Source organism: Caulobacter sp. FV2ye17ST, assembly GCF_058680955.1.
The window spans coordinates 1,208,480-1,222,640 of the sequence record NZ_CM178727.1 but is presented as its reverse complement, the minus strand read 5'-3'; the positions used below and the strand labels follow the sequence as shown (position 1 = coordinate 1,222,640).

At 65.9% G+C, this 14,161-nt stretch carries 13 protein-coding genes and 2 pseudogenes; 4 read left to right on the top strand and 11 right to left on the bottom strand.

The window, feature by feature from the left end:
* Positions 1-66: 66 nt before the first annotated feature.
* The 8 genes from metH to ACW17V_RS05770 are packed head-to-tail and all read right to left on the bottom strand — an operon-like array spanning position 67 to position 7,831.
* The gene (gene metH, locus ACW17V_RS05805) at positions 67-2,775 is read right to left on the bottom strand and encodes a methionine synthase (RefSeq protein ID WP_492107912.1); all 2,709 of its coding nucleotides are present in this window, start codon (positions 2,773-2,775) and stop codon (positions 67-69) included.
* Positions 2,772-3,173: a DUF4259 domain-containing protein gene (locus ACW17V_RS05800; RefSeq protein WP_492107911.1), complete on the bottom strand. Its 402-nt coding sequence runs from the start codon at positions 3,171-3,173 to the stop codon at positions 2,772-2,774. The genes metH and ACW17V_RS05800 overlap by 4 nt, the downstream gene beginning before the upstream one ends.
* Before the next feature lie 2 nt (positions 3,174-3,175).
* Positions 3,176-4,255 carry a homocysteine S-methyltransferase family protein gene (locus ACW17V_RS05795; RefSeq protein ID WP_492107910.1) on the bottom strand — a complete coding sequence of 360 codons (1,080 nt, stop codon included), beginning with the start codon at positions 4,253-4,255 and terminating at the stop codon, positions 3,176-3,178.
* Positions 4,252-5,121, bottom strand: coding sequence for a CAU/MBL1b family subclass B3 metallo-beta-lactamase (gene blaCAU, locus ACW17V_RS05790; RefSeq protein WP_492107909.1), 870 nt, complete (start codon positions 5,119-5,121; stop codon positions 4,252-4,254). Before blaCAU ends, ACW17V_RS05795 begins: the two co-directional genes overlap by 4 nt.
* On the bottom strand, positions 5,118-6,077 hold the full coding sequence (gene metF / locus ACW17V_RS05785) for a methylenetetrahydrofolate reductase [NAD(P)H] (RefSeq protein ID WP_492107908.1): 960 nt from the start codon (positions 6,075-6,077) through the stop codon (positions 5,118-5,120). Before metF ends, blaCAU begins: the two co-directional genes overlap by 4 nt.
* Positions 6,074-7,051: a metalloregulator ArsR/SmtB family transcription factor gene (locus ACW17V_RS05780; protein WP_492107907.1), complete on the bottom strand. Its 978-nt coding sequence runs from the start codon at positions 7,049-7,051 to the stop codon at positions 6,074-6,076. The genes metF and ACW17V_RS05780 overlap by 4 nt, the downstream gene beginning before the upstream one ends.
* A 43-nt stretch (positions 7,052-7,094) precedes the next feature.
* On the bottom strand, positions 7,095-7,469 hold the full coding sequence (locus ACW17V_RS05775; RefSeq protein ID WP_492107906.1) for a VOC family protein: 375 nt from the start codon (positions 7,467-7,469) through the stop codon (positions 7,095-7,097).
* Between the two features lie 2 nt (positions 7,470-7,471).
* Complete coding sequence (locus ACW17V_RS05770) at positions 7,472-7,831, bottom strand: winged helix-turn-helix transcriptional regulator (protein WP_492107905.1); 360 nt, start codon at positions 7,829-7,831, stop codon at positions 7,472-7,474.
* A 31-nt stretch (positions 7,832-7,862) separates the two neighbouring features.
* On the opposite strand from ACW17V_RS05770, the pseudogene ACW17V_RS05765 reads away from it, so the two are divergent.
* Together ACW17V_RS05765 and ACW17V_RS05760 are read left to right on the top strand one after the other, a co-directional pair.
* Positions 7,863-8,144, top strand: a pseudogene (locus ACW17V_RS05765) (carboxymuconolactone decarboxylase family protein); the annotation flags it as partial.
* Between the two features lie 31 nt (positions 8,145-8,175).
* Positions 8,176-8,408 (top strand): annotated as a pseudogene (locus tag ACW17V_RS05760) (carboxymuconolactone decarboxylase family protein); the annotation flags it as partial.
* Here the strand turns inward: ACW17V_RS05760 and ACW17V_RS05755 are convergent.
* A complete protein-coding gene (locus ACW17V_RS05755) occupies positions 8,409-9,287 on the bottom strand; it encodes a LysR family transcriptional regulator (RefSeq protein ID WP_492107904.1) in 879 nt (292 codons plus the stop codon). It lies immediately after the preceding pseudogene.
* Positions 9,288-9,359: 72 nt separating this feature from the next.
* Between ACW17V_RS05755 and ACW17V_RS05750 the strand changes: the two genes are divergently transcribed.
* Entirely contained in the window at positions 9,360-9,797 is a 438-nt protein-coding gene (locus ACW17V_RS05750) for a nuclear transport factor 2 family protein (RefSeq protein ID WP_492107903.1), read from the top strand.
* 1 nt (position 9,798) lies between these two features.
* On the opposite strand, the gene ACW17V_RS05745 is transcribed toward ACW17V_RS05750, so the two are convergent.
* Positions 9,799-10,758, bottom strand: coding sequence for a 2-hydroxyacid dehydrogenase (locus tag ACW17V_RS05745; protein WP_492107902.1), 960 nt, complete (start codon positions 10,756-10,758; stop codon positions 9,799-9,801).
* A 147-nt stretch (positions 10,759-10,905) separates the two neighbouring features.
* On the opposite strand from ACW17V_RS05745, the gene ACW17V_RS05740 reads away from it, so the two are divergent.
* Positions 10,906-11,646, top strand: coding sequence for a sulfotransferase family 2 domain-containing protein (locus ACW17V_RS05740; protein WP_492107901.1), 741 nt, complete (start codon positions 10,906-10,908; stop codon positions 11,644-11,646).
* A 106-nt stretch (positions 11,647-11,752) separates the two neighbouring features.
* Here ACW17V_RS05740 and ACW17V_RS05735 read toward each other — a convergent pair whose 3' ends face one another.
* Positions 11,753-14,059 carry a hypothetical protein gene (locus tag ACW17V_RS05735; RefSeq protein WP_492107900.1) on the bottom strand — a complete coding sequence of 769 codons (2,307 nt, stop codon included), beginning with the start codon at positions 14,057-14,059 and terminating at the stop codon, positions 11,753-11,755.
* Positions 14,060-14,161: the final 102 nt, after the last annotated feature.

Genomic DNA, 14,161 nt, shown 5'->3' with positions numbered 1-14,161 from the left:
ATCCCCCGAAGCCCCCGCTCGCAACTGTCGCAAGCATGGCAACTCTTGCGAGATTTAAATCGAGGGTCAATCTTTACGGAGAGTGGCTGCAAAAGTTTCTCCCCCTGCGGGAAAGCCGGCGCGCGCCTTCGCGCCGGGGTCATAGTTCAGGATCGGCGCCAGCCATTTCTCGGCCTTGGCCAGGTCCCAGCCCTTGCGGCGGGCATAGTCCTCGACCTGGTCCAGATCCACCTTGCCGACGCCGAAATAGTGGCTCTTGGGATGGCTGAAATAGAGGCCACTGACGGCTGCGCCGGGGCTCATGGCGTAGCTTTCGGTCAGGATCATGCCGGTCTGCTCGGTCGCATCCAGCAGGGTGAACAGCGTGCCCTTTTCGGTGTGGTCGGGCTGGGCCGGATAGCCGGGGGCCGGGCGGATGCCCTGGTACTTCTCGGCGATCATCACGTCGGCGTCGGCGGACTCGTCGGGGGCGTAGCCCCACAGCTCGACGCGGGCCTTGTAGTGCAGCCACTCGGCGAAGGCTTCGGCCAGGCGGTCGGCCAGGGCGCTGGCCATGATGGCGCTGTAGTCGTCGCCGGCGTCCTTGAAGCGCTTGACGATCTCGTCCTCGCCATGGCCGGCGGTGACGGCGAAGCCGCCGACATAGTCCGCCCCCTGCCCGATCGGGGCCACGAAGTCCGACAGCGCGGCGTTGGTCTTCCCCGCCCCCTTGTCCATCTGCTGGCGCAGGGTGTGCAGGCGCGACAGTTCGGCGGTGCGGGTGTCGTCGGTATAGAGCACGATGTCGTCGCCCTGGGCCTGGGCCGGCCAGAAGCCGATCACGCCCTTGGCCCCGAACCATTTCTCGGCGACGATCTTGTCGAGCATCTCGCGGGCTTCGCGATAGAGCTCGGTGGCGGCCTCGCCGACCACGTCGTCCTCCAGGATCTGCGGGAAGCGGCCGATCAGCTCCCAGCTGGCGAAGAACGGCGACCAGTCGATGAAGGGGACGAGTTCCGCCAGCGTCGGCTCGAAGGTGCGCGTGCCGATGAAGGCGGGCTTGGGCGGCGTATAGCCCTCCCAGTCGATGACGAACTTCTTCTGGCGGGCCTCGGCCAGGCTGGTGCGCGCCCTAGCCGTCTGGCCCCGGGCATATTGCTCACGGATGCGGATATATTCGGCCCGGGTCTCGGCCTGCAGGCGGTCGCGTTCGCTGGCCGATAGCAGGCCCGAGACCACGCCCACGGCCCGGCTGGCGTCCAGCACATAGGTGGTCGAGCCCTTGTGATAGGCCGGTTCGATCTTGACCGCCGTGTGGGTGCGGCTGGTGGTGGCGCCGCCGATCAGCAGCGGGATGGTGAAGCCCTGGCGCTCCATCTCCGACGCCACGAACACCATCTCGTCCAGCGACGGGGTGATCAGGCCCGACAGGCCAATCATGTCGACCTTGTGCTTGCGCGCCTCGTCCAGGATGCGGTCGGCCGGGACCATGACGCCCAGGTCGATGACCTCGTAATTGTTACACTGCAGGACCACGCCGACGATGTTCTTGCCGATGTCGTGGACGTCGCCCTTGACCGTGGCCATCAGGATACGGCCGGCCTGCTCGCGCGGCTTGCCGGCCTTTTCGGCCTCCATGAACGGCTCCAGCCAGGCCACGGCCTGCTTCATGACGCGGGCCGATTTGACGACCTGCGGCAGGAACATCTTGCCCGAGCCGAACAGGTCGCCGACCACGTTCATGCCGTCCATCAGATGGCCCTCGATGACGTGCAGCGGCCGCTCGACCGACAAGCGGGCTTCTTCGGTGTCCTCGTTGATGAACTCGGTGATGCCGTTGACCAGGGCGTGGGTGATGCGCTCGCCCACGCTGCCCTTGCGCCATTCCAGATTGGCCGTCTGGACCTGGCTCTTGTCACCCTTGTAGCGCGGGGCCAGATCGACCAGACGCTCGGTGTTGGAGACATTGGTCCGCTGCGGGCGGTTGAGGATCACGTCCTCGACGGCCTCGCGCAGTTCGGGATCCAGGGTGTCATAGACCGGCAGATCGCCGGCGTTGACGATGCCCATGTCCATGCCCGCCGCGATGGCGTGATACAGGAACACCGAGTGGATCGCTCGCCGCACAGGCTCGTTGCCGCGGAAGCTGAACGAGACGTTCGACACCCCGCCCGAGATGCGAGCATAGGGGCAGCGCTTCTTGATCTCGCGCGCGCCCTCGATGAAGTCGACGGCGTAGTTGTCGTGCTCCTCGATCCCGGTCGCCACGGCGAAGATGTTGGGGTCGAAGATGATGTCTTCCGGCGGGAAGCCCACCTTGTCGACCAGGATGCGATAGGCCTTCTCGCAGATCTCGATCTTGCGGGCGGCGGTGTCGGCCTGACCGACCTCATCGAAGGCCATGACCACCACGGCCGCGCCGTAGCGCAGGCACAGCTTGGCCTGCTCGATGAACTTGGCCTCGCCCTCCTTCATGGAGATCGAGTTGACGATGGCCTTGCCCTGCACGCACTTCAGGCCCGCCTCGATCACCTCCCATTTGGAGCTGTCGATCATCACCGGCACCCGGGCGATGTCGGGCTCGGCCGCCATCAGGTTCAAGTAGGTGACCATGGCCTGCTTGGAGTCGAGCAGGCCCTCGTCCATGTTGACGTCGATGACCTGGGCGCCGGCCTCAACCTGCTGGCGGGCGACTGACAGGGCTTCGCCGTAGTTACCCTCGACGACCAGCTTCTTGAACTTGGCCGAGCCGGTGACGTTGGTGCGCTCACCGATATTGACGAAGACGGGTCTCATGATTGGCCGTTCAACAGGGATTGCAGGCCGGCGATCTGGGTGAGCCACGCATCGTGGTCCTCGCCCTCCTGCCAGGTTTCATCGAGTTCGGAAGCCGGCCCCACCACGCGGGCCAGAGCCCGGCGGGCGAGATTGGCGGCGCCTTCAGGCGGCTTGCCCATAGTGGCCTTCAGGTCGGCATGACTGTCGGGCAGCACTGATCCCGCGCCAATGCACGAGGCGACCACCGCGGCGGCGGCCACGGCCAGCTCGGCCTCAGCCTCTTCCAGATAGCCGGTGACGCCGGCGGCGTGCTCCATCAGCGCCACCACCATGCGCCAGTCCGGCGCCTCGGTGAGATCCTCGATGAAGTCGGCGGCCTCTTCGTTGTCGAAGGGTCCGGGAGCCCAGGCGGTCATCTTCAACCCACCAGTTCGAAGGGTTCGAGGCCCGCCAGGCGCATGGCCCGGGGACGCTCGGGGATCTGACGCGGAGTGACGCCGGCGACGGCTTCGGCCACGTGGCGGATGTGGTCCGGCGTGGTGCCGCAGCAGCCGCCCAGGATGTTCACGAGACCATCGGACGCCCATTCGTGCAGGGCGTGGCCGGTCTGGTGCGGCTCCTCGTCATACTCGCCCATGGCGTTGGGCAGGCCGGCATTGGGATAGGCGGCCACCAGGGTGTCGGCGATGCGAGCCATCTCGGCGATGTGCGGACGCATCAGGTCGGCGCCCAGGGCGCAGTTGAAGCCGACGGCGAACGGCTTGCAGTGCTTGATCGAGTTCCAGAACGCCTCGGCCGTCTGGCCCGACAGGGTGCGGCCAGAGCGGTCGGTGATGGTGCCGCTGATCCAGATCGGCAGCTCTTCATGGCCCTCGTCGCGCAGGTCCAGGATCGCCTTAATCGCGGCCTTGCAGTTGAGGGTGTCGGTGATGGTCTCGATCAGAAACAGGTCGACGCCGCCTTCGTAGAGGGCCGAGACCTGCTGGCGATAGGCTTCATAGACCTGGTCGAAGGTCACCTTGCGCGCGCCGGGATCGTTCACGTCCGACGACATCGACAGCATCACGTTCAGCGGCCCGATCGAGCCGGCGATGAAGCGCGGCTTTTCGGGATGCTCGGCCAGCCAGCGGTCGGCCACCGAGCGACCGATGCGCGCGCCTTCGAAATTGATGTCCCAAACGTCCTTCTCACCAAGGCGATAGTCGGCCTGGGCGATGGTGGTGCCGGAAAAGGTGTTGGTCTCGGAGATGTCGGCGCCGGCCGCGAAATAGGCGTCGTGCAGCTCGGCCACCAGGTCGGGCCGCGTCAGGCAAAGGACGTCGTTATTGCCCTTCATCTGGCCGTCGTAGTCGGCGAAGCGCTCGGCGCGGTAGTCGGCCTCCGACAGCTTTTTCTTCTGGAACATCACGCCCCAGGAGCCGTCGAGGATCAGCACGCGCTCTTTGGCGGCGGCCTTCAGGGCGGCGATGCGCCCCGCACGGGTCGTGAGGTCGGTCACTTGCCCGCTCCCTGCTGGCGCGCCAGCTCCTTGTTGAACGCGGCTTCCGAGGCGGCGACAAAGCGGCCCAGCTCGGTCGGATCGATGAAGGCGTTGTTGTCGCCGCGCAGCATCTTCTGGCGCTTGGCCAGCAGGTCGCCCTGCTCTTCGTGCGCGGGCAACATCACGTCCGTGGGGATCGTCCGCAGCTTGGCGAAGGTCGAGCGATAGTCGGCGACGATGCTCCTGTGGGTCTTGTTGCCGACCAGCACATTGCCGGCCACCGACAGCGAGCAGGTGAAGGTCACGTTCAGCGGTCGCGCCTTCTCGGTCACCGTCGTGGTCCAGGAGGTGCAGCCGACGGTGTGTCCGGGCGTCAGATGGGCGACCAGGGTGGTCTCACCCAGCTTCAGCTTCTGGCCATCGCCGAAGGCCTTGTCGACCTTGACCGCCGGAAAGGGCGTCAGGCCGTTGTCGTTGTCGCCGAAGTGCCGGCCCTGCTCGAGCGCGGGCTCGTCCAGGCGCGAGGCCCAGACCTTGGCGCCGGTGTCGGCCTTGACCTGGGCCAGGCCGCCCGCATGGTCGAAATGGGCGTGGGTGTTGATCAGGATCTTCACGTCGGCCAGCTTGAAGCCCAGCGAGACGATGTTGCGCTCTACCAGCTTGGCGCCTTCCGCTGACATGCCCGGGTCCAGCAGGACATGGCCCGCCGACGAGGTGATCAGCCAGGCCGACAGGGTTTCCGAGCCGACGTAATAGATATTGCCGACCACCCGATAAGGCTTGTTGGGCGCGGTCCAGCCGGGCGGCGCAACGACGTCGGCTTGCGCGGCCGTGGCCGCGCCCAGGGACACGACGCCGCAAAGGATCAAAGCCAGGGTCTTCATGCCGCGACCTCCGTCGATGTTGTTTCCGGTTCCCGTACGCCCAGCACCCGACAGATCGCATAGACCAGATCGGCGCGGTTGAGGGTGTAGAAGTGGAAGTCCTCGAACCCCTGCTCCTGCAGCTTGGCGCACATCTCGGCGGCCACCGAGCAGGCGATCAGGCGACGCGTCTCGGCGTCATTGTCGAGCCCTTCGAACAGGTTGGCCAGCCAGGTCGGCACCGCCGTCTGGCAGGCCTGGGACATCTTCTTGAGGCCATTGAAATTGGTCACCGGCATGATCCCGGGCACGATCGGGATGGTGATCCCGGCGGCGCGAACCTTGTCGTTGAACCGCAGGAAGGCGTCGATATCGAAGAAGAACTGGCTGATCGCCAGCGTCGCGCCGGCGTCGACCTTTTGCTTGAGCACGTCGATGTCGTGCTCGATCGACGGGCTCTCGGGATGCTTCTCGGGATAGACACCGACCAGCACCTCGAACGGCGCGATGCCGCGCACGGCCTTGGTCAGTTCGGTGGCGTTGGCGTAGCCGTCCTCGCGCGGGACATAGATCCCGCCGATACCGCCCTCGGTCGGCGGAGGATCGCCGCGCAGCGACACGATGTGGCGAACGCCCGTCTCCCAGTATTCGCGGATCACCTCGTCGACCTCGTCGCGGCTGGCGCCGACGCAGGTCAGGTGGGCGGCGGGCTTCAGGCTGGTTTCTTCGAGGATGCGCTTGACCGTGCGGTGCGTGCGCTCGCGCGTCGAGCCGCCGGCTCCATAGGTCACCGAGACGAAGGCCGGATCCAGAGGGGCCAGGCGGGTGATGGCCTGCCACAGGCTTTCCTCCATCGCCGGGGTCTTGGGCGGGAAGAACTCGAACGAGACGCGGGCGCGCCCTCCAGCCTGGCTCTGGCCGCGCTCTCCGGCGCGGGCCACGGGACCGAGCACGCGGCGCGTGGGAGGAAGGGTCATGCGGCGCTCCTTTGCGCGGACCGTTCGGCCGGACGGCGGGCCGTCCAGATCTTGACGGTCAGCCCCTGGGCCGAGGACGGCGGCAGGGCGATGTTGTTTTCCAGGCGCAGGCCGGCGGCCTCCAGCCAGGGGATGATCTCGGCGTCCTCGAAGCCCAGGCGCCGGTGCTGGTGAGCCTCGCGCAGGAACTCGTGGTCGTGCGGCGCGAAGTCGGCGATCAGCAGCAGGCCGCCATGGGCCACCAGCCGCGCGGCCTCGGCGACGGCGGCGGCCGGATCGCCCAGATAGTGCAGCACCTGGTGCACGGTCACCAGATCGGCGCAGCCGCCCGGCAGACCTGTGGCGAAGATATCGCCATGACGCAGCTCGCATCGCGCCAGCCCCGCCTTGGCCACCTCGTCGCGGGCGATGTTCAGCATCTGCTGCGACAGGTCCAAGCCCAGGGCCGCCCCGGCTCGCTGGCCCAGCAGGGTCAGCATGCGGCCGGCGCCCGCGCCCAGGTCGACCATCTCGTCGAAAGGCCCCTCGCCCGTCGCCCGCAGGATCGCCGCCTCGACCTCGGCTTCGTCGACATACAGCGAGCGGATCTCGTTCCAGCGCGCGGCGTTGCGGGCGAAATAGGCCTGGGCGCCGGTCGAGCGCTCGGCCCGCACCTTGGCCAGTTTCTCGGCGTCGGCGTGGACGGCCGGATCGGCGGGGTCGATCAGATCCAGCGCCTGGCGGACCAGATGCCGGCCCAGCGACTTGCCGGCCAGGCGATAGAACACCCAGGCCCCGTCGGGGAATCGCTCCACAAGCTCCGCCTCGGCCAGCAGCTTGAGATGGCGCGAGACGCGCGGCTGGCTCTGGTCCAGGATCTGGCACAGCTCCAGCACCGAAAGCTCCTCGCCGGCCAGCAGGGCGAGCAGCCGCAGACGGGTGGATTCCCCCGCCGCGCGCAGCACTTCAACAACCTGTTCAGCCGACAGCTTCATGAGGACATAAAGATATCTTTATGTCCGATTTGGCAAGCTGATTTTATGCCTCGGGAGCGGCCCTGGCGGGCTCCCAGAGCTCGATCTTGACCCCGGCCGGGTCCAGAATCCAGGCAAAACGACCCATCTCCTCGTCCTGCCGGCCGGTGGGTTCAACGCCCTCTGCCGCGGCCCTGGCCAGCAGGCCGTCCAGGTCATCGACGATGAAATTGATCATGAAGGCCGCCTGCGACGGCTCGAAGTACTGGGTGTCGGCCGCGAACGGCGACCAGTTGGCCTGGCCGACTTTCGGGTGATCGAAAACCACCCCGCCCCAGTCATGGACCTCGAAGCCCAGCACCCGCGCATACCAGTCGCGCACCGCGACCGGATCGGCCGCCTTGAAGAATATCCCGCCCAGACCCAGCACCTTGGCCATGATCAGTCCCCCGTCGCCAGATCGTCGGCCCAAGCCTGCGACCAAGTCATCAGCGGCGCAAGCGCCTCGATCAGCGCGGCTCCGCGCGGCGTCAGACGATAGCCGGCCTCGGCCGACACGACGTCGGCGGCCCGCAGCTCGGCCAGGCGGGCATTGAGCGTGCCCGGCGGCAGCTCGGCCGCCGCCTGCAGCGCTCGAAAGGTCAGGACAGCGCCCTCGCGCAACTCCCAGACGATCCGCAGGGCGCCGCGCCGGCCCACCAGATCCAGCGCCGCCATGACCGGACGGCCCGTGGTCGAGCCTCGCACCGGCTTGCCCGGCAAGGGCGCTTCAAATTCTGTAGCAATTGGCGACTTTGGCATGATACAGTTTTTGTAGCAGAAGGAGACCGCCATGTCCGCCCGCATCGCGCCCGCCCGGCCGCCCTATTCCGCCGCGATCCAGAAGACGCTCGAGCACCTGAAGACGCCCGGCGATCAGCCGCTGTCGCTCTTCAGAACCCTGGCGCGGGACGAGCGCCTGTTCTCGCGTTTCACCGGCGGCGGCCTGCTGGATCCGGGCCATCTGAGCCTGACCGACCGCGAGATCGTCATCCACCGCATCTGCGCCCTCAACGGCGCGGGCTATGAGTGGGGCGTGCACGCGGCGATTTTCGCGCGCGCCGCCGGTCTGGACGAAACGCGCCTGGCCGCCACCGCCGCGCCGGGGATCGCCGACTGCTGGTCGCCGCATGAGGCGCTGCTGATCGGCTTCTGCGACGCGGTGAACGCCCGGGCCGACATCGACGATGACCTGTGGGCGCGACTGTCCGACGCGTTCGACGAGCCAGCCCGCATCGAGCTGATGATGCTGGCCGGCTTCTATCGCACGGTCAGCCTGCTGGTGAACGGCCTGCGCCTGGAGCCTGAACCGTTCGCCGCGCCGTTTCCCCGGTCCTGATCAGAGGCCGACCACGTCCTGAACCAGGCTGCGCAGCCACAATGCGGCCGGGTCGGCGTCCAGGCGGGACGGATGCATCAGCCATTGCTGATCCGGCGCCTGCGGAATGTCGAGCGGCGCGCTGCCCACGCCCAGCGCGGGCCCCAGGGCGGCCACCATGCGTGAGGGCAGAACGGCGACCAGGCCGCCGCGCGCCACCAGTTGCAGGGCCAGCAGATAGTGCGGCACGACCAGGCCAATGCGGCGATGGCGCCCGCTCTCGTCCAGCCAGCGATCGACGGGATCCCGCGTCGCTCCCACGGCGATCACCGCCACGTGCTCCAGCAGCAGCGGATCCCCGGCCGGGGCCCGCGAACCGGCGAAGGCCAGGACGTCCAGGTCCTGGAACAGCGGCCGCATCCGGAACCCGGGAAAGGCGTCGACCTCGGTGGTGATCACGAAATCCAGATCGCGGGGCTGCTCGGCCTCGCGACGCCAGGGCAGCAGTTCAAGCCGGCACGCCGGAGCCTCCCGCGCTATACGGGCCAGCAGGTCGGGCAGGATGACGGCGGCGACAACGTCGGGGATCACAACGCGGAAAACCCGGTCGGCCGTCGCGGGATCAAACCGTGGGCGAGCATACAGCGCCTCGGCCGATCGCAGCATATCCGCCAGCGGCGCGCGCAGCTGTTCCGCCCGGGGCGTCAGCTGCATGCGCGCCCCGACCCGCACCAGCAACGGATCGTCGAAGGCCACCCGCAGACGTCCCAGCAGCCGGCTGACGGCCGGTTGCGACAGTCCCAGCCGTTCGCCGGCCAGCGTCAGGTTCGCACAGTCGAAGATGACATCCGCCGCGACCAGCAGGTCCAGCTTGCCCCGCAAGGCATGCACATCACGCATGATCGATATCCCATCAATGCATTTCACGCATTGCATAGGGGATGGCATCTCTCAGGGCAAAGGAGAACACCCATGAGCGCCATCGAAAACAAGGAAACCATCCGGCGGATCTATGCGGCCCTGGAGCATGGCGATCAGAGCGTGTTCAGCGCCAGCGTCCATCCCGACTATGTCTGGCGCTTTCCGGGCCACGCCGAATGGTCGTTGCGGTTCGAGGGACAGGAGGCCATCCGCCGCGACCTTCTGGGGCCGCTCTTCAACCTGTTCGCCGACACCTACACCGCTAGGGCTATCAACCTGATCGCCGAGGGCGACCAGGTCGTGGCCGAGGTGCGCGGCGCGGTGATGACCAAGCGCGGAGAGCGCTACGACAACGAATACTGCTTCGTCTTCCGCTTTCGGGACGGCCGGATCGCCGAGGTCGTCGAGTACTGCGACACCGACCTGGAGACCCGGGTGCTGGGCTCCTATCAGGCCGCTCTTGAGGCGTACCGCGCCCGCAAGACCTGACCTAGCTTTCGACCGGAGACGCCAGCGGCTCGCCGTTGAAATAGCAGCGCAGGTTCGCCAGGGTCAGATTGACCATGGCCGGAATGCTGTCGAGCGTGGCGCCGGCGGTGTGCGGCGTCAGCACGGTGTTGGGCGCGTCAGCCCAGCGCGCGGGGGGCGTGGGCTCCTGCTCGAAGACGTCCAGGGCCGCCATGCCCAGGCTGCCGTCCTTGAGCGCGGCGATCAGGGCGTCCTCGTCGACCAGCGAGCCGCGCGCCACATTGACCAGCAGACCCTGCGGCCCCAGCGCCTCGATCACCGCCTGATTGATCATGTGATGGTTGGACGCGTCAGGGCGCGCGCAGACCACCAGCACGTCGCTGTCGCGAGCCAGGGCCAGCAGGCTTTCGGCCCGCGGCCAGCTAGCCTCTTTGGCGCGGGGCGCCCACCAGGAGACCTTCATCTCGAAGGCCTCGACGCGGCGGGCCACCGCCTCGCCGATATGGCCCAAGCCGACGACGCCCACCTTGCGGCCGCGCAGGCCGTGACGGGGCGCCATGCGCTCGGCATGGCTCCAGCGACCGGCCCGCAGGCGGCGATCACCCTCGACGATGCCGCGCCAGGCCGCCAGCATCAGCCCCACGGCGTGGTCGGCCACATCGCCGGCGTTCAGGCCCGTGGAGTGGGTCACCGAGATCCCGTGGGCCTTGCACCAGGGCACATCGACGCCGTCATAGCCGACGCTGACGCAGGCGATGAGGCCCAACCTCGGCATCTCCGACAGCATGTCCTTGCCCAGCGCCATCTCGCCCGCATGGACGATGGCCCGCACCGACTGGCCTGGGCCCTCCAGAAACACCAGGGGGTCGGGATAGTCCCACAGCCGATGCACCGTATAGGCGCCCTCCAGCAACGGCTGCAGCGGCAGCAGCATCTCGTGCGAGATCAGCACATCGGGCTTTTCGGCGGGGGTTTTCGGCATCTACGAACTCCACACGGGCTTGGATACGATCAGTTGGACCACGCCCCCGCGACAGTCGTCCAGCGGATCAAGTTAGGCTCAGTCCCTCGACACGACCATGGTCTTGCGATCTTGACCGTAAACCTTGCGGCTGATCCATAGGCGCCCATGCGCGCCTATGACCCGACCCTTCCGCTCGTCTCCCTGCACATCCCCAAGACGGCGGGCACCAGCCTGAGATCCACCCTCGTCGACTGGTTCGGGAACGACCGCCTGTTCCTGCACTATCGCGGCGACCAGGGCGAGGCGCCAGAGCGGTTCAACCTTGGTCCCGGCCACTGCGTGCACGGTCACTTCAACCGGGTGCGGGGGATCGGGGCCCTCGACTACTATCCGGAAGCGCGCCAGTTCGTGACCTTCCTGCGCGAGCCGTTCGCGCGGTTCGTCTCGCAATGGCGCTACCTGCATTTCCAACAGCGCATGGGCGTGGCCGTCCCCGCCCTGGACGACAATCCCACCTTCGCTGACTGGTTCGCCCGCCGGGCCGAGGCCATGGCCAAGGGCGAGGATCCGTTCTCGTTCCTGGCCCAGTTGCACCGGGCGGTTCCTGCCGACAATCCGGCCAGCACCTTCGACACCGACTATGTCGCGGTGGGGATCATGGAGGACTACGACAATTCGGTGCGGGCCCTGGCAACCGCTCTGGGCTACGCGCCCCCGGTGGGATCGACCCATATCAACCGCGCCGACGACCCGCACCGGGCTGGCGACCCCACGGCCGATTTTCCGGAGTGGCGCGAGCCGCATCGAGAAGCCTTCGCCCTGGAGTACGCGGTCTACGAGGCCGGGCGCGCGCGGATGCTCGAAGGGCTGGCAAAGTACCAGGCGGCCTACCCTCCGCACCTGTGAACCCGTCACGGGAACAGCGGCCGTTTTTCACCCGTCGGCAGCCGCCGCCGGAACCCGAGACCCGAGACCCGAGGCCCGAGGCCCGAGGCCCGAGGCCCTGCGCCCTCTAGATGTGCAGCCAGTCGCCAATAGTGGCCTGGGTGATCCCCATCAGGATTATCTGGTCGCCGGCGCCCAGACTGACCACCGCGCCCTCGGCGGTATAGCTGAGGGTGTAGGCTTGGCCCGCGTCCAGCAGCACACGATCGCCTGATGCGCTGGAGAAGTCCGTCACGCGATCGACAGCCGCCCCGACGAAGAAATAGAAGGTGTCGGCACCTGCGCCGCCGGTGAGGGTGTCATTGCCCCGGTCGCCGGACAGCCAGTCATTGCCGGCTCCGCCGTCGAGGATATCGTCGCCCTGCCCGCCGCGCACCCAGTCGGCGTCCGCGCCGCCATAGCAGGTGTCGTTGCCGAGGTTGCCGTTGACGACGTCAGCGCCGTTCTCGCCGTAGAGCAGGTCGTTGTCCTTGCCGCCCACGACCCAGTCACCGCCCTCGCCGCCATAGGCGGTGTCGTTGCCCTGATTGCCGTTGATCTGGTCGAAGCCGACGCCGCCAATGGCATAGTCCTGCCCCAAGCCGCCCCAAACGATGTCATCGCCCGCGTCACCCAGCAATGTGTCGTTGCCATCACCGCCATCGATGAAATCCGCTCCGGCGCCGCCGATGAGCGAATTGGCTTGGATGTCGCCTTTCAGCGTGTCGTTGAACTGAGAGCCCTTCAATCCTTCGATATTAATCAGAGTGTCGAAGCCATCGCCGCGCACGTTCTGAACGGTCTTAAGTGCCAGATCGACTGTCACGGCGCTGACTGCGCCCTCGTAGGACGCGATGTCGAAACCAGCGCCGCCATCAAGGGAGTCATCGCCTCCCTGCCCAAGCAGAAGATCATTGTCCATCCCGGCTAGAAGCGTGTCGCCCCCCGCCCCGCCAGACAGGGTGTCCGCGCCGGCGCTGCCGTCAAGGATGTTGGACCGGGCGTCGCCGGTCAACTTATCGGCGAAAGCCGAGCCTCGCACATTCTCGATATTGGAAAGTCGGTCTGAACCACCGCCGCCCGCAGCTTGGCTGGAGGTCGAGGTGAGATCGACGATGACGCTCGAGGTCGCAGAAAGATACTCTGCCCAGTCGCTCGCGCCGCCTTGGCCGTCCAGGACGTCGTGCCCCTCGCCGCCCACCAGCGTGTCATTGCCTTCCCCACCCAAAAGCGTATCGGCGCCGGCTCCGCCATCAAGGCGATCGTTGCCACCCAAGCCATCAAGCTTGTCGTCCGAAGCGCCGCCTTGGAGCACGTCCGGCCCATCAGTTCCCCCATCAGGGATGATGCTCGCGAGATTGACCGAAACGACCGCTCCGTCCGCGAGGATCACGAGATGCGACCCATCGGCGGAAAGGCTCAACCGATCACCATAGGCGCCAGCATTCCCATAGGTCGCACTTCGAACGTCGACACCTAGAGAAATGGATCGGGTTATCGCCCAATCTGAAGTCGATAACTCAAGAACACGATCCTTGGAGCCATCCAGAACGTAGAGATATTTTCCATCGTTGCTGAAATCGAGACCATAGACCGATCCAGGAAGGTCAGTATGAATATTTGTGACATTGGTCAGGTATTTTAGATTTGAATCATAGATATGAATCTGACCAATATACTGAGCTATCATCCCGCCACTAGGTGAAATCGCCTGTATTCCACTATTGTAACCAGAAACATTATCCTGATAATTCTGATGAGAAGCCGTTATACCTTTACCTGAATTGTAGATAAAAAGCGGAGCATCGGAGATATTCTGCGGCGCCAATAGAATGATGGAATGGTCAGCCGATGGAGACAGAACACCCGTTTGCGCGAACGATTGCTGAGACTCGGAGAATTTCCCGGTCGCGAAGTCGAGCGTGGTCAGGGCAACCCACCCGGAGCCCGCAAAGTCTTGGGTGAAGACGGCCTTACCGTCGCTCGTATAGGCGACGTCGTAAAACCCACGATCATATCCTTCGGCCGTGGCGACGAAATCCTTGATCTCACCCGTTGTCAGATCAAGCCGGTGCGCCTTGATCGACGCCGTGAAGCTCCACTGATCGCCTGTTGGATTTTCGATCTTGCCTTCGGTGACCAGCAGATATCGGCCATCAGGCGAAATATCCATTCCGCCCAATTGGTCGCCGACTTTCCAACGTCCAACCAGATCGCCCGTGGAGACGTTGATACCGCTGACCCAGCCTTCGGAATTCGATACATAGGCGACCTGCCCATTTGGACTCAGGACTACATCACGAAGGTCACCGGTCGCCAACGTCTGGACTGCGCCAGCCGGCTGTACTGTACTCAACTCGCCCCCCAGGATACCAAATAGCCAAAACTCAACCAAGAATAACAACCCTGAGCGGGGTTACAACTGCGGAAAGCGGCATCTGGCGGTTTCTTCTCGGGTTCAAGCTCAACAAAAAGCGGGACGGCCCGCCAAGGCCGC

Excerpts from the sequence above, each read along its gene's own strand:
- ACW17V_RS05800 (WP_492107911.1), bottom strand. The coding sequence starts at position 3,173 with ATGACCGCCTGGGCTCCCGGACCCTTCGACAACGAAGAGGCCGCCGAC.
- ACW17V_RS05750 (WP_492107903.1), top strand. The coding sequence starts at position 9,360 with ATGAGCGCCATCGAAAACAAGGAAACCATCCGGCGGATCTATGCGGCC.
- metH (WP_492107912.1), bottom strand. The coding sequence starts at position 2,775 with ATGAGACCCGTCTTCGTCAATATCGGTGAGCGCACCAACGTCACCGGC.
- blaCAU (WP_492107909.1), bottom strand. The coding sequence starts at position 5,121 with ATGAAGACCCTGGCTTTGATCCTTTGCGGCGTCGTGTCCCTGGGCGCG.
- ACW17V_RS05770 (WP_492107905.1), bottom strand. The coding sequence starts at position 7,831 with ATGCCAAAGTCGCCAATTGCTACAGAATTTGAAGCGCCCTTGCCGGGC.
- ACW17V_RS05775 (WP_492107906.1), bottom strand. The coding sequence starts at position 7,469 with ATGGCCAAGGTGCTGGGTCTGGGCGGGATATTCTTCAAGGCGGCCGAT.
- ACW17V_RS05745 (WP_492107902.1), bottom strand. The coding sequence starts at position 10,758 with ATGCCGAAAACCCCCGCCGAAAAGCCCGATGTGCTGATCTCGCACGAG.
- ACW17V_RS05755 (WP_492107904.1), bottom strand. The coding sequence starts at position 9,287 with ATGCGTGATGTGCATGCCTTGCGGGGCAAGCTGGACCTGCTGGTCGCG.
- metF (WP_492107908.1), bottom strand. The coding sequence starts at position 6,077 with ATGACCCTTCCTCCCACGCGCCGCGTGCTCGGTCCCGTGGCCCGCGCC.
- ACW17V_RS05740 (WP_492107901.1), top strand. The coding sequence starts at position 10,906 with ATGCGCGCCTATGACCCGACCCTTCCGCTCGTCTCCCTGCACATCCCC.
- ACW17V_RS05780 (WP_492107907.1), bottom strand. The coding sequence starts at position 7,051 with ATGAAGCTGTCGGCTGAACAGGTTGTTGAAGTGCTGCGCGCGGCGGGG.